This window comes from Clostridium sp. 19966, from assembly GCF_032335695.1.
Classification (GTDB): Bacteria; Bacillota; Clostridia; order Clostridiales; family Clostridiaceae; genus JACTOJ01.
In genome coordinates, this window is sequence record NZ_JACTOJ010000004.1 from 241,396 (window position 1) to 255,824 (window position 14,429).

Genomic DNA, 14,429 nt, shown 5'->3' on the forward strand with positions numbered 1-14,429 from the left:
ATATCCTCACTTTCCTCAAGCATAGATTCTGCATTTTTATATTCCAAAATAGTTTTTAGAGTTATAATAGCTTATATTTTTTACAAGCTCTTCTAAGTTTTCCATATCTTCTGGATATTCTCCAGCTTCTACCCAGATTCCTACAAGATTGCAAAGAATTCTCCTAAAATATTCATGTCTAGTATAGGAAAGAAAACTTCTGGAATCCGTAAGCATTCCTACAAAGCAGCTTAGCAAGCCCACATTCCCAAGGGTTTTCATCTGCTCCTGCATACCCTCTTTATTATCCAAAAACCACCAAGCTGCTCCCAGCTGCATTTTACCTTTGATACCTTCCTCTTGAAAACAGCCCATTAAGGTTGCCATAACATAGCTATCCTTAGGATTCAAGGTATATAATATAGTTTTGGGCAGGGACTTTTTCTGTTCTAAAGCATCTAACAGCATTGTAAGCTTAAAAGCTGTATCAGCATCATTTATAGCATCATATCCAGTATCTGGGCCTAGCTTTTCATACATCCTGCTGTTGTTATTCCTAGTTACATTCATATGAAGCTGCATTGCCCAGCCTAATTTAGCATAAAGCTTCCCTAAAAATTTTAAGGTGTAAGTCTTGTATTTCTCTTCTTCCTGCTGAGTTAAATTTTCTCTATTTAAGGCCTTGGTAAATATGCTGCTCACTTCTCCTTCTGAAGCCGCCATAAAAGGAATGCTTTCCAATCCATGATCTGATATTCTGCAGCCTGCACTGTGGAAAAACAATGCTCTTTCTTCCAATGCAGCTAAAAACTCCTTATAATTATTTATGTCCTTTTTTACTGCTTTTTCAAGGGCCTTAAGCCAACTATAAAAATTGCTGTTATTTATATTTAAAGCTTTGTCCGGTCTGAAGGTTGGAAGAACCTTAACCTTAAAGCCTTTCTCTTCCTTTAGCTTCAAATGATATTCCAGGGAATCCACTGGATCATCAGTAGTACAGATAACCTCCACATTGGATTTTTCAATAAGCCCTCTTACAGTATAGGCTTTTTCATGAAGCAGCTCATTGACTTTTTTCCATATATCATCCGCAGTTTTTTCATTTAAGGGTTCATAGATTCCAAAATATCTTTGCAGCTCTAAATGTGTCCAATGATACAAAGGATTTCCTATGGTTCTAGGTACAACTTTCGCCCAAGCCATAAACTTCTCATAATCGCTGGCATCTCCGGTAATGCATCTTTCCTCTATGCCATAGGCTCTCATGGCTCTCCATTTATAGTGATCTCCGTAAAGCCATATTTCCGTCAGGTTTTTCATAGCTTTGTCCTCATAAATTTCCTTTGGGTTCAAATGACAGTGGTAATCTATAATAGGCATATCCTTTGCAAAATCATGATATAACTTAACTGCTACATCATTAGTAAGCATAAAATTTTCATCCATAAACTTTTTCATTTAATTTCCTTGCCTCCCCTTATAATAGCTTTCGGGGGCTCCAAGATAGCTTGGTCTTAGACCTCCCATATCCAATAGAAGCTTCTGCAAAATTACAATAGGATCTGCCATCCATATTTTTAAGGTATGATACCCTGGACTCTTAAGCTCATAAGTAGTCTCGGCTTTTCTTATATTATAGATAACGCTCTGCTCCCAGTCTCTTTCAAAAAAGCTGCCCTCTTCTTTTTTCTTTATACCATCAATGACTTTTATAGGTCCATCATCAATAGATACTCCAAGCTTTAAGCCCTTTCCCTCTGCAAAATCCAAAGAAGGAGCTAAAAGAGCTGTAAGCTTAATCTCTCCAGGATTAACCACATATATTTTATACTCCAAGCAAGGTGCCTTTTCTGAAGGATTTATGGCGGCGGCCGTAACAGGAAAAATTCCCATGGAAGACAAGGTTCTTCCGTAGCCTGCTATCTTTCTCCAGCCTATTCCATTTACATTAATCCTCTTTGAATAATGCTCTGCTTCTATTGCGATATATCCCTGTGTTTCTATGAAGCCCTTTAGAGATTCTCTATCTAAATTTTCTGGATTAAACACTGATAAAGCTACTTTCACTTCATTTTTACAGGAGCTTACTATTGTGATATTCCCCTGTACTATATTCCCTTTAGGTGCCTTTTCCCAGTCAATATCCACCCATATTCTCTGTTGATTTTTAACAGTTCCTTCTGTTACATTTAGCTTTATCCAGCTGTCACTTTTTTCTATATTAAAGCTGAAGGGCTCTGATTTTTTATTAAATATTTCAAGGTATCTGCTTTCTCTATTGAAGCTGTCAAATTGGGGCAGCTCACAGTCTTTATCTGAAAAGCTCCAGCTTTTCTCAGACCCTTCCACAGCTACCCCCATCTCTGAACCTTTTTCTAATACTATTCTTTTCACTTCCGGCATTATATTTTCAGGCGGCTGATTCCAATAAGTATAACCAATATGAGTCTGATCCATCATATGATCCCATTTTCCAGAGGCCAGTTTCTTATTATAATAAAAGGTTAACTCACTATCCCTCTTAAAAATAGCTTCCGCTCTATCCGCCAGCGAATTGGTTAATGCTCTGCCCTGAAGAGCATATAATTTGTTTTTTTCTGCAGTTAAATAAAGTTCAGTAACCTGCAGTGAAGCCTTTGAGGGATATAGTACAAGCTGAAAGAAGGCATCCTTTAGCTCTTCACTAATCTCCTCATATATTTTTTCTGCTTTAGCTACTATTTCATAAAAATCCTCGATAACCTTGTCTGCTTCTCTGTAATTTATAAGGCTGTACAGCTCCACATTATTTAAAAGCTCTGGTTTAAGCCTTCCATTAAACTTAGTATATTGATTTATTATGTAGGCTGCTTCCTCAGCATATTTTTGTCCAAATTGTGCTTCAGCCCATTTAACTGTAAATTCCCACATATTGTCCCTAGTAAATTCCTCAATGTTCCAAGCAAGACGCATAAAATATTCTGTGGGGAATTCCATAGGCTTTAAATCTCCTACATTTAATATCCATATCCTATCTGCCCCGTATTCATAAGCTTTATACAGCTGTTCCCAAATCTTTTGTATTGGCACTGTGTTAATCCACTTGTAAGATCTTGGTCCCCCCACATAATCAAGATGATAATATATTCCTGCTCCACCGCTTCTCTTTCTTTCCTCTTCTGTTGGAACTCTTCTTAAATTTCCATGATTATCATCGGACCATAAAAGGGTTATATCTTCAGGAACCCTCATGCCAGCTTCATAATAATCCTGCACTTCCTTGTATAAGGCCCAAAGCTGAGGAACCTTTGTTACATCCTTATTCATTTTTTCACTTATGATTTTACGCTGATCTCTCACTATTTTTTCTAAAAGCTGAATCTTCTGCTGCACGGTAAGCTTACCTACAAGCTCCTCATCTCCGTCTCCTCGCATGCCTAAGGTTACTATGCTTTCATACTCCTTATTTCTCTCTATTCCATACTCCCAAAAATTATATAAGTAAGCTTCATTTACTGAATAATCCCAGGCACCTTTTCTGTGTTTTTTCCATTCTCCATGAGACCTTATCATAGGTTCGTGATGGGAAGTACCCATAACAATTCCATATTCATCTGCCAGAAAAGGATTTAGTTCATCGTCTTCATTAAAGGCACTATCCCACATAGCAGGCCAAAGATAATTTCCCTTAAGCCTCAATATAAGCTCAAAAACCTTTTCATAGAATTCATGAGTAAAATCCTTATAATTAGCTCTAACCCAAGCCATGAGAGAGGGACCCTCATCATTAAAAAATATTCCTCTATATTTTACAGAAGGCTCTCCTTGCTTGTACCTTCCATTCTTAACCATTAACATATCCTGGTGGACAGTAGGAACATCTGCCCACCAATACCAAGGTGATACCCCTATCTTCTCTGATACATCATATATTCCAAAGATGGTACCTCTCTTATCACTTCCTGCTATTACTAAGGCTTTCTCAACACCTTCTATTGGATTTGGCACCACCTGGATTATGAAGGCTTCCCACTTTCCCTGAATTTCATTAGCATCTATTTTCCCTTCTTCAACAAGCTTATCAATTATAGAACTTTTACCAATAGTTCCCAGGATAAAAGCATTTTCTGAAAGACCTTTAGAAGCATATTGGATTTTAGGCATTATGCCAGTTACTCTATTTATATCTTCCGCAAAGGTTTTCACCGCTCTTATAACTCCCTTATACTCTTCAGCGCTCACATATATATCTGCCGCCTTTGAAGCATATACTAATTTGAAGCTTTTATCATTATAGGTATTTTCTATATAGTTTTCACCAAACATTTAAATTCACTCTCCCTTCTCCTTAATAAGCATGTTTTATTTATACTACTAAGGAGAAAATAAGGACATGAAATATGTTATTGTATTTGTAATATATCTCTATATTTTTTGATGCAAGTCTAGGTTTTAAAAGAATGCTGATAAAGACTTTAAAGCATAACCTTAATTAAAAACTAAAACCCTCTCTAAGGCAATTTGCTCTTAAAGAGGGCATACTTATATTATTTCTGATCTGCTTCAAATACTATTCCAGCGGATTTTCTCGCTGAAACCACTGTTTCCACAACCCTTAGAGAATGCTCTAAAAGCTCCTGGCATTTTTTTAAGTCTTCTTGCTTATAAATATTATTAAAATCTATTAATTCATACACCATTCTATTAGAAATATTTTGTTCATTGTAAGTCTCTAAATTTCCTTGGCTTTCTATCTCCACGGAAAGGCAATGATTCACTGGACTATTTACCTTTATATATCCCTTGGTGCCTTGTATAATGGCAAAGCTAGGACTTTGAGAATCCTTTGCTCCAACACATTCACATACAAAATTATCATACTTTAATGTGACCACTCCTGAGGTATCAATGCCATTAGCAGCAATATTGGCAGAATACTTCACTTCTCTTGGAGCTCCGAATAGCCCCACTGTAAAATGTAGATTATACACATTTATATCCTGAATAGCTCCTCCTGAAAACTTTGGGTCAAAGGCATTGGTTATTTCTCCTGCTAAAAATTTATCATATCTGCTGGAATATTGAGAATAGTTGCTTTGAACCAGTCTTATCTCACCTATAGAGGAAAGCAGCTGCTTAAGCTTATTATAATTTGGCAGATGCAATGTGGTGATAGCTTCAAATAGAAATAAATTTTTTTCTTTTGCTAAAGCTATTAAAGTTTTTGCCTCTTCTACCGTAGAGGTAAAAGGTTTTTCACAAATAACATGCTTACCATTATTCAGGGCCTCCAGAGCATACTCATAATGAAAGCTGTTAGGTGAAGCTATATAGATAAAATCCACATTGCTATCCTTTAGCATCTCTTTGTAATTTGTGTATATCTGCTTTACTCCATATTTATCTGCTAATATCCTCCCAGTCTCTTCTTTTCTGGAAAAAACAGCACTGCATTGGACTCCTTCAACTTCCTTTACTGCATTTAAAAATTCTTCTACGATTCTTCCCGTTCCTATAGTAGCTATTTTCATATATAAATTCTCCCTTCTCTGCTGTTATATCTCTATAATTAGATAGTACAACATTATTTATGCAGGTGTAAATGTGAATAGCCTATTTAAAAATGTTATTTCATAATTTGCAGAACATATAGATTAGATTTGAAATTTTGTTTCATTTTTATTATAATTTACATCAGCAAAGGCAGATTAAATTATAAAATACGGGGGTATTTTTATGTGGATAAATCACAAGCTCGAATATCTTAAAACTTTGTCTTCCTCTGAAAAAATTTTAGCGGAGTATATATTAAATAATGGGGAAGATATCTTATCCATGTCCTCTCATCAATTAGCCTCAGCTACCTACACTTCACCTGCAACAGTTATTCGTTTTTGCAAAAAATTAGGTTTTAAAGGCTATTCTGATTTTAAATTTAAATATTCTGTAGAGCTGAAATCAAGCTCTATGCAAAATGAAAATATTGATTTTAATTTACCTTTTAAGAAGGGTGATTCTATTAAAGATATCAGTTACAATTTGGGCAATTTATATAAGGAGTCCATAGAAGATACCTTAAAATCACTTAATTTTAACACTCTTAATAGTGCTGTAGATTTATTATTGAACTCTAAAATAATAAAAATATTTGGTGTTGGCAGCAATTCCCCCTATGCCGTTGATTTTCAATATAAGATGATGCGCATAGGTTATTTGGTGCAAATGGCGCCACTTCCTACAGAGCAGCATATTTTTGCTCTTAACAGCAGTGAAGATACCTGCGCAATACTCATATCCTATTCTGGTGAAACTCAGGATATAATCGATATTGCCCACATCTTAAAAAATAACAATACTCCTATTGTAGCCATTACTTCTTGTGGAGATAATAGGCTTTCAAAATATGCTCAATATAAAATCCATGTATGCTCCAGAGAAAATATAGTTTCAAAAATATCTACCTTTTCTTCAGGAATCTCTATTCAATTCGTATTAGACATAATTTTTTCCTGCGTATTTGAAAAAAATTATAATAACAATTTAGCTCACAAGGTAAATCACGCAAAACAGGTAGAGGCTCATACAAAGCTGCTGAAAGAAGATATAATTAAAAATTATTAAAAAATGCCTACCAGCTTACTTACTGGCAGGCATTTTTTATTTAACTTTATTTTATATCATATACACTTCTTACTTTTAGGTTTTTAGCTTCTCCCTGCAGAAGCTTAACTCTAGCTTCACCAGAATTAAGATCAAAGTAATTATCCGATAAAAGCATATCTGCATCCAGGCTGTAAATTTCAATACCCTTTGCAAATTTCTCTGCTTTTATTATTACCTCATCACCCTTAACCTCTACAGAAAGCTTAGGATCTAAAAATTTAAAATACTTCGGTGCTGCAAACAATACAGTGCCTCCAGAGATGCGTTCACCATTTTTATACATATCGTAGCTTACATATTGGCTGTAGGGATCTGCATCATCAAAGCTGACTTTTTCCAGCCATTCGCTGCTTAGAGCTTTTACCCTTACCTCATAGAATTTAGTTTCTACCACTGTTCCATCATTGTTTCTAAGGGCCCAGCTGACTGTAACCTGCTCCTCTGACATAGTCTCATTAGCAATGCATAGCTGAATGCTCTTTTCCAGGGCAAAGGATTCAGCATTCACATTAGTATTCTGAGTCAAGGTGCTTTCCTCACAGCAGGATAGCATAAGCGGTGCAAAAAATCTTTTAGCAAAATAGTGAAGCGCCTTCCATCGGCCAAAATAATCTATGGATGCCCAGGAAGCTACCGGCCAGCAGTCATTAAGCTGCCAATAAATTGCTCCCATGCATCTTCCTCGATATCTTCTAAAATGCTCCACTCCATACTTTATAGCCTCAGCCTGAAGCATTTGAGACGCATACAAAAGAGTATCAAAATCTGTAGGATATAGGTAGGTCTGCTGCATATAATTTATTATCTTACCGTTTGCTACATTATTCCTCTGATGCTTTTCCATCACATAGGAGAAAATATTTCTATCCTCAAGAAGAGTGAAGCTTTCCACAGTCTTTAAACAGGGGAAGGATTGAAAGCCAAATTCTGATAAATATCTAAAATGAAACTTTCTGTATTCTGTAAAAGGCTTATTTCCATGCCATACATCCCAGTAATGAGTATCTCCTCTATTAGAGGAATTAGGTTCATCAAAGGCTCCACCAGAGGATGGACTTGAAGGCCAATAGAAGGTATTAGGATCGTATTCCTTTAATATCTCTGGAATAATATACTCAAATAGACGTATATAGTCTGCTTTATGAATTGGTTTTGTATACCACAAACCATCATTAGCAAAGCTCTCCATCTCATTGTTTCCGCACCATAATCCTAGGGAAGCATGATGCCTTATTCTCTTCACATTGTCTATAGTTTCTTTTTTAATCGTGTCTATAAACTCAGGAGTAAGAGGACACTGTGCACAGGCATACATGAAATCCTGCCACACCACTAATCCTAATTCATCACAAAGCTCAAAGAAGAAATCTTCAGGATAATATCCGCCGCCCCATACTCTTATGGAATTAAAGTTAACTGCTATGCAGTCCTTAAGGAGCTTACGAGTTCTATCTTTATTGATTCTTGATAATATATTATCCTCTGGTATGTAGTCTGCTCCCATAGCAAAGTAGGCAACTCCGTTAACCACCTGCTTAAAGCTTTCTCCATACTCATCTTCCTCACGCTTAACGGTGAGAGTGCGAAGACCTATCTTCTTATCCCATACATCCAAAACCTTCTCATTTTTTACTAAGGTTACTTTTATGCCGTATAAATTCTGCTCCCCGTATCCATTAGGCCACCAGAGTTTTGGATTTTCTATGCTTACGGTTTTAGGAGAATTATCATAAACCTTCACTTCACCCTGAGGACTTACTATAGTTACTACATATTGAGCTTCATAGTCTAAAACAGCTTTATCTACAGAAACTTCAATATTTAATTTAACCTGATTTTCCTCATGCACTTGGGTTACATAAACACTGTCAATTCTAGCAGTATTTATGCCTAGCAGTGATACCTCTCGCCAAATACCTGCATCGGGAAGTCTTGGGCCCCAGTCCCAGCCCATCATGGAATAGCCTTTTCTTATGTGAGGAAAACCAGCCATGCAGTCACTTACGCCATCTGCAAACACTTTTTCATTTTCTTCTTTTATATATTTATTAGGAGAAAAAAACTCTACCGCAAGCTCATTGCTTTCATCATTCACAAGTTTTTTCACATCAAACTCCCAGGTTCTGTGCATATTATTAACATCACCTAGGCAGATACCGTTAAGCAGCACCTTTCCTATGGTATCAAGACCTTCAAACCTTAGCAGTACTTTGTCAGAATTTAAAATTTCTTCTGGTACGCTAAAATTTGTCTTATATTCAAAGTCGTTATCCATTATTTTCAGAGCCTCATTTTCGTTAGCTCTCCAATAAGGATCCTCCATTTTATTATTTAAAAGTAAATCATTATATACGGAGCCTGGAACTTTAGCTGGGACAAATTCCGCTTCTCCTGCAATTCTCATGGACCATCCATCATGAAGCTTTTTTATATTCATAATTTTATCTCCTAGTTTATCATCTTATTTAAAACAGAGCCTAATAAATAGATATGCTTTAAACCAGTGCTTATTTTTTTACTGATTTAAAGCATAAGTTAATAAATTACTGACGGATAAAATGCAGAAGCTTTCCTTTGAAATCTCCCCATAGTCCTTTAATTAAAACTCCGCCATTCATGAGCGCTGCTCCTGAATATACTTCTCCAGTTTCTTCGTTTTTGTAGAAGGCAGCCTTGTCTAGTCCTTTTAATCTGATTCTTCTGCTGTGGTAATTAGGGCGGTTCAGCACCTGAACATAGGTTACCAACACTTCTCCCTTATCCTTTGAAACATATTCAACGCAGCCAAACTCAGGATTTCGGAAAAGGTTTGCTATACGATACAAATCGCCCGTTCTGATTAGCTCATTATACTTATGATACATTGCTACCTGCTGTGGTATCATATCCCTATCTTCCTGAGGTATTCTTGTAACATCAAGCTCATAGCCAAAGGTTCCTGAAAGTGCTACAAAGCCTCTTGTTTCAAAAGGAGTAACTCTTCCCACAGTATGATTTGGGCAATCACTTACATGTGCTCCCATAGCTGATACAGGATATACTAGTGAGGTGCCATGCTGAATCTTAAGTCTTTCGATGGCATCCGTATCATCTGAAGCCCATATCTGAGGACTGTAATAAAGCATTCCTGGATCTAATCTAGCACCGCCGCCAGAGCAGTTTTCAAGAAGTACATGAGGAAATTCTGAAGTTAATCTATCCATTAATTCATAAACTCCAAGCATATATCTATGCCATATCTCTCTTTGTCTGTCTGCTGGAAGTATGCTGTTGCCTACATCACTAAGCTGACGATTCATATCCCATTTAACATACTCGATATTTGCACTGGTCAGTATCTTTCTTAAGCTTTCATATACATATTCTCTGACCTCTTCCCTTGATAAATCCAATACATACTGATTTCTGCAAAGGGTTCCTACTCTTCCATCAATATGTATGCACCAATCTGGATGAGCTCTAAAAAGATCTGAATCTGGAGATATCATTTCAGGTTCAAACCATATTCCAAATTTCATTCCTAATTTGTTTACTTCATCTACTAAATATTTCAGACCGCCGTTTATTTTTTCTTCATTTACCACCCAGTCCCCTAAAGCAGAATTATCGCTGCTTCTATTGCCAAACCAGCCATCATCCATAACCAACATTTCAATGCCTAGCTTTGAAGCTTCTTTTGCTATGTTCAAGAGCTTTTCAGTATTGAAATCAAAATAAGTAGCTTCCCAGTTATTTATTAATATAGGACGCTTCTTATCTTTATATTCTCCTCTGATTAAGTGATTTCTATATAAATCATGGAAGGTTCTAGACATCTTTCCTATACCTTCATTGGAATAAACCATAACCACTTCTGGTGCAGCAAATTCTTCCTGTGGTTCTAGCTTCCATCCGAAATCAAAAGGATTGATTCCCATAACAACTCTTGTGGAATCAAACTGTGAACCCTCTGTCTGAGCTAGGAAATTTCCTGAATATACGAAATTAAAGCCGTACACTTCACCGCTGTCTTCAGTTGCTGTCTTATCCAGCACTGCTAAAAATGGATTCATCTGATGGCTGGATTCTCCTCTAGCTGAAGATATGGACTGAACTCCTAAAGTTACTCCTCTTCTATTTATATGTCTCTCTCTTGCCCAAGAGCCATGAAGAGTTATCACATCCATATCTATTCTGTCAAAATCTACACAAGCAGATAATACTCTGGTTAATTCTATAGATTCATCAGCACAGTTTTTTACTCTCACACTTCTAGTGATAACATCCAAATTTTCAAAAACAGTATATATTAAAACTATTTCTAGATTTAAATGCTTATCTATGCAAGTCACTTCTAAAGTGGTACATTCTTTTTCATCCCCAAAGGTAGCTGGCAAACCTTTTAGTTTAGGTTTTCCTGCATATATTTTATGAGAAGCATAGGAGATTCCGCAAGCAGTCATTCCAGCATTTGTTCTAACCTGAAGGCAGGATTCTCTAAAGTCCCCTAATCCGCTGGTAGAATATTCTGTAGGAAAACAATCTAAAAATGACATTCTATCTCTATTATTTTTTGAAGGCACAAAAGGTGACTCCTCTAAACGCATTAGATAGTTAACATCCTCATCTGGAAGCTTTTCACCAAAATAAACGTGTCCTAAAAATTGTTCTTCATCAACAATTGCCATAATATAACTTGTACCTTTTGCATCTAGCTTAAAGGATTTCGATTTTTCATTAAAACTTATACCCATTATTCTCCTCCATTCATTACAAGTAATGGTTACTCATAGTGTTATAACTCTAAAACATACTTATGCACAGAATTATATTTGAATGACTTTTAATACGATTACATTACAAGTAACCCACCTTAACATTTGCTTATATAATACTTTATTTTTAAGTAACAAGTCAATTTTTTTAAGTGATTTTAGAGAAATGACCAATATCCTATAATAAGGGGTCTCTTTGTTAGCAGGTTCTACAAATATGTTTTCTTCATTTATTTCTGGAAGCTCTTCTTTCACCTTTTCATGATATTCATCGTTAGTTACCACATATATATTTTCCTTATTTATCATCGGTTTTATTCTATCCACTGTATTCCTCAAAAAGCTTTTATTATTAATAAGCTTTAAAAATTGCTTGGGTTTATCCGACCTAGAAAGAGGAAAGAGTCTTGTACCTTTTCCTCCCGCAAGAATTAGTGCATACAACAATTTCATCACTCCATAATTAGTTCTCCTTCATTATATGAAAAGAATATGTTTTAGGTTCTGTTTATTAAAGCATGGGTATTCATCACTTTAATAAAATCTTTTAATTTAGTAATATGTTATTATGGAATGTATAAAATGATTAAATGAATAGATTATTTGAAATAGTCTACATATTATTGGAGAAAAAATGTATAACATCTAAGGAACTTTCTGAACATTTAGGTGTATCTGTTAGGACCGTATATAGAGATGTAGAAACTCTTAGCATGGCTGGCATACCCATTTATGCCAAACAAGGTAAAAATGGAGGAATCGCTATACTTGACAATTTTGTTCTAGATAAGGGCTTAATTTCTAAGGAAGAGCAACTGCAAATAGTATCAGCTATTCAAAGCGTTAAAAAAGTTGAGCAAGATAATGTCAGTAGTGTTTTATCAAAATTATGTGGAATATTTAAAATTGAAAATCCAAATTGGGTTTCTATTGACTTTTCTGATTGGAGCAATCAGAGGCAAGAGTTATTTACTTCAGTAAAAAACGCTATATTAAAAAAACAAGTAATAAGTTTTCAATATTACAGCAGATATAGTAAACTAACCACACGCGTAGTTGAACCTATACAGCTTTGGTTTAAAGGATACACATGGTTTCTGAGAGCATACTGCAGGGAAAGGAAAGCTATAAGAATTTTTAAACTAAAAAGAATGTATAGAGTTGAATCACTAGATGAATTTTTTGAAATAAGAAATATTAACTTAGAAGAAGAAAAAAATTTATCTATAATGAACAACCTTTTAGAAAAATGCTTTCTTTTTCAATGAGGATAGACGAGTGTATGGCTTATCAGGTATATGATTCATTCGAAGAACATGAAATAACTAGAAATGAAGATGGAAGTTTTACTGTAGCACTATGCTACCCTGAAGATGAATGGTTATATGGTATGATTCTGTCATACGGTAGCCATGCAAAAATAATATCTCCAGAATCTTTAAAAATTGAAATTATTAATAGGTTAAAAATAAATTTAAAAAATTATTGTTAAACCTGACATATAGTTGGCAAGTTATGTATGCTATTATTCTATTAAAGAAAATAAAAAAACAAATAAGTGTATAAAACAATACACTAGATATGAAAAGGAGCGAATTATGAGTAAATTAATTTGTCAAAGCTGTGGTATGTCAATATCAGAAGAAAAATTTTTTGGAAAAAACGCAGATGGTTCAAAGAATGAGGATTATTGCTGTTACTGCTATCCAAATGGAGAATTTTCAAAGGATGAAACTATAGAACAAATGGTAGAAAGCTGCATTCCATTTATGATAAAAGATGGAGAATGCTCTGATGAGGAAACAGCAAGATCCTTGTTAATGGAATTTATTCCGAATTTAAAACGTTGGAAAAAGAATTAAGGAGAAGCTGTGTTGCATTTAGGTTTACTTATCAGTTTTTTTATAACTGGGTAACTAGTTATCGCGATATCTAGTTTTCTAGTTTAAGTCTGAAACTAATATGTGTTACATCTCATTAAAGCTATGAAAAATTAGTTCTCTCCAAAAAACCTATTATAAAAACTTTAAAAAAATAGTAACTATTCAATATTTACTGGCTAGCAGCATTATTGAATAGTTACCTCATGGATGGCTTCACTTTTGGATAATTTTAATAATAGTATTGTTCTACAGCCTATTTCTATGAAAGATTGGAATTGATAATCTTATTATCAATGTCTTGAAAATACTAAAATAAGCTTATATTAAATTTTTGATTTCTCTAATTTGTTCAATACTTAATACTGTATCTTGGGCAATTACTTCTTTTTTAAGTTATGCATCATCGCAATGTATAAATCCCTCTTCCCAAAAATTTTTATCTAATTCATATTCATCAATACAAAATCCTTTTGGGTAATCTTTAAAGCCAGTCAGTTTTTTATGTTCTTCAATAACAGCTTTTGCCTTTTGTTCCGTTGAATATATTCCTATTATTTTTTCTTCATCAATTCCATTCAGTTCATAAGCATGTTGAAGTAAAAATACTCTTTTCATATATTTATTTACTCCTTTCCAATTCTGAACAAATCTCTATCTATTTTTATGAATATTATAGCTACTATTTTACTGCATAAATATTTAGATTTATTACTTAATCTTACTATTTTTTTATCTTGCCTGTTAACTTTTATTGCACCAATAGCCCCACAAATGATTCCACCAAAGAATAAAACAGCACATATATAATGTGATATGTTTCTTGTAAAATTAGTAGATTTTGGGTTTTTCCCGTATATTGTATAATCCATAACAACTAATAGTATTTCTACAGCTATTGATGCGAAAAATAAAGTAACATATACATTGACTCTTTTAAAATAATCATATGTAAATATTGAAACTACTAATAGTAAAGCACATACTAAATAAAAAATCATTAAAATATTACTTGGAACATTCTTACCAAGTCCAGTAACATTAAAAACAGTATATAAAAATAACATAAACAATGATAAATATGTATTTTTATTATTATTTCTTTTATCCTTCTTATTTTTATTATTCATATTTTTATACCAACTTCTTTTTAAATTTTATTTGAGATAAATCT

Annotated in this window: 11 protein-coding genes and 1 pseudogene; 4 read left to right on the forward strand and 8 right to left on the reverse strand. The window is 34.4% G+C overall.

The genetic code is table 11. From position 1 onward, the window contains the following. Positions 1 to 36: 36 nt before the first annotated feature. The 3 genes from uxaC to IAI10_RS06085 form a co-directional block, all read right to left on the reverse strand. Positions 37 to 1,437 carry a glucuronate isomerase gene (gene uxaC, locus IAI10_RS06075; RefSeq protein ID WP_315672395.1) on the reverse strand — a complete coding sequence of 467 codons (1,401 nt, stop codon included), beginning with the start codon at positions 1,435 to 1,437 and terminating at the stop codon, positions 37 to 39. Continuing rightward, positions 1,438 to 4,284 carry a glycosyl hydrolase 115 family protein gene (locus tag IAI10_RS06080; RefSeq protein WP_315672396.1) on the reverse strand — a complete coding sequence of 949 codons (2,847 nt, stop codon included), beginning with the start codon at positions 4,282 to 4,284 and terminating at the stop codon, positions 1,438 to 1,440. 221 nt (positions 4,285 to 4,505) lie between these two features. After that, the gene (locus IAI10_RS06085) at positions 4,506 to 5,489 is read right to left on the reverse strand and encodes a Gfo/Idh/MocA family oxidoreductase (protein WP_315672397.1); all 984 of its coding nucleotides are present in this window, start codon (positions 5,487 to 5,489) and stop codon (positions 4,506 to 4,508) included. Between the two features lie 205 nt (positions 5,490 to 5,694). Between IAI10_RS06085 and IAI10_RS06090 the strand changes: the two genes are divergently transcribed. Next, the gene (locus IAI10_RS06090; protein WP_315672398.1) at positions 5,695 to 6,579 is read left to right on the forward strand and encodes a MurR/RpiR family transcriptional regulator; all 885 of its coding nucleotides are present in this window, start codon (positions 5,695 to 5,697) and stop codon (positions 6,577 to 6,579) included. A 46-nt stretch (positions 6,580 to 6,625) separates the two neighbouring features. On the opposite strand, the gene IAI10_RS06095 is transcribed toward IAI10_RS06090, so the two are convergent. From IAI10_RS06095 to IAI10_RS06105, 3 genes and pseudogenes are all read right to left on the reverse strand, one after another. Next, positions 6,626 to 9,058, reverse strand: coding sequence for a glycosyl hydrolase 2 galactose-binding domain-containing protein (locus IAI10_RS06095; RefSeq protein ID WP_315672399.1), 2,433 nt, complete (start codon positions 9,056 to 9,058; stop codon positions 6,626 to 6,628). A gap of 106 nt (positions 9,059 to 9,164) precedes the next feature. Next, positions 9,165 to 11,354 (reverse strand): alpha-galactosidase, encoded by a 2,190-nt coding sequence (locus IAI10_RS06100; RefSeq protein WP_315672400.1) that lies wholly within the window; start codon positions 11,352 to 11,354, stop codon positions 9,165 to 9,167. Between the two features lie 210 nt (positions 11,355 to 11,564). Next, positions 11,565 to 11,822 (reverse strand): annotated as a pseudogene (locus IAI10_RS06105) (sugar phosphate nucleotidyltransferase); the annotation flags it as partial. Positions 11,823 to 11,965: 143 nt separating this feature from the next. On the opposite strand from IAI10_RS06105, the gene IAI10_RS06110 reads away from it, so the two are divergent. The 3 genes from IAI10_RS06110 (at position 11,966) to IAI10_RS06120 (ending at position 13,237) form a co-directional block, all read left to right on the forward strand. Next, on the forward strand, positions 11,966 to 12,643 hold the full coding sequence (locus tag IAI10_RS06110; RefSeq protein WP_315672401.1) for a YafY family protein: 678 nt from the start codon (positions 11,966 to 11,968) through the stop codon (positions 12,641 to 12,643). A gap of 14 nt (positions 12,644 to 12,657) precedes the next feature. Then, positions 12,658 to 12,867: a WYL domain-containing protein gene (locus IAI10_RS06115; RefSeq protein ID WP_315672402.1), complete on the forward strand. Its 210-nt coding sequence runs from the start codon at positions 12,658 to 12,660 to the stop codon at positions 12,865 to 12,867. 106 nt (positions 12,868 to 12,973) lie between these two features. Further along, a complete protein-coding gene (locus IAI10_RS06120) occupies positions 12,974 to 13,237 on the forward strand; it encodes a zinc ribbon domain-containing protein (RefSeq protein WP_315672403.1) in 264 nt (87 codons plus the stop codon). A gap of 414 nt (positions 13,238 to 13,651) precedes the next feature. Here the strand turns inward: IAI10_RS06120 and IAI10_RS06125 are convergent, their stop codons facing one another. Together IAI10_RS06125 and IAI10_RS06130 are read right to left on the reverse strand one after the other, a co-directional pair. Further along, a complete protein-coding gene (locus IAI10_RS06125; protein ID WP_315672404.1) occupies positions 13,652 to 13,873 on the reverse strand; it encodes a hypothetical protein in 222 nt (73 codons plus the stop codon). Positions 13,874 to 13,881: 8 nt separating this feature from the next. Further along, positions 13,882 to 14,385, reverse strand: coding sequence for a hypothetical protein (locus tag IAI10_RS06130; protein ID WP_315672405.1), 504 nt, complete (start codon positions 14,383 to 14,385; stop codon positions 13,882 to 13,884). Positions 14,386 to 14,429: the final 44 nt, after the last annotated feature.

Coding starts and splice junctions, on each gene's coding strand:
- uxaC (WP_315672395.1), bottom strand. CDS start 1,437: ATGAAAAAGTTTATGGATGAAAATTTTATGCTTACTAATGATGTAGCA.
- IAI10_RS06080 (WP_315672396.1), bottom strand. CDS start 4,284: ATGTTTGGTGAAAACTATATAGAAAATACCTATAATGATAAAAGCTTC.
- IAI10_RS06085 (WP_315672397.1), bottom strand. CDS start 5,489: ATGAAAATAGCTACTATAGGAACGGGAAGAATCGTAGAAGAATTTTTA.
- IAI10_RS06090 (WP_315672398.1), top strand. CDS start 5,695: ATGTGGATAAATCACAAGCTCGAATATCTTAAAACTTTGTCTTCCTCT.
- IAI10_RS06095 (WP_315672399.1), bottom strand. CDS start 9,058: ATGAATATAAAAAAGCTTCATGATGGATGGTCCATGAGAATTGCAGGA.
- IAI10_RS06100 (WP_315672400.1), bottom strand. CDS start 11,354: ATGGGTATAAGTTTTAATGAAAAATCGAAATCCTTTAAGCTAGATGCA.
- IAI10_RS06110 (WP_315672401.1), top strand. CDS start 11,966: ATGAATAGATTATTTGAAATAGTCTACATATTATTGGAGAAAAAATGT.
- IAI10_RS06115 (WP_315672402.1), top strand. CDS start 12,658: ATGGCTTATCAGGTATATGATTCATTCGAAGAACATGAAATAACTAGA.
- IAI10_RS06120 (WP_315672403.1), top strand. CDS start 12,974: ATGAGTAAATTAATTTGTCAAAGCTGTGGTATGTCAATATCAGAAGAA.
- IAI10_RS06125 (WP_315672404.1), bottom strand. CDS start 13,873: ATGAAAAGAGTATTTTTACTTCAACATGCTTATGAACTGAATGGAATT.
- IAI10_RS06130 (WP_315672405.1), bottom strand. CDS start 14,385: ATGAATAATAAAAATAAGAAGGATAAAAGAAATAATAATAAAAATACA.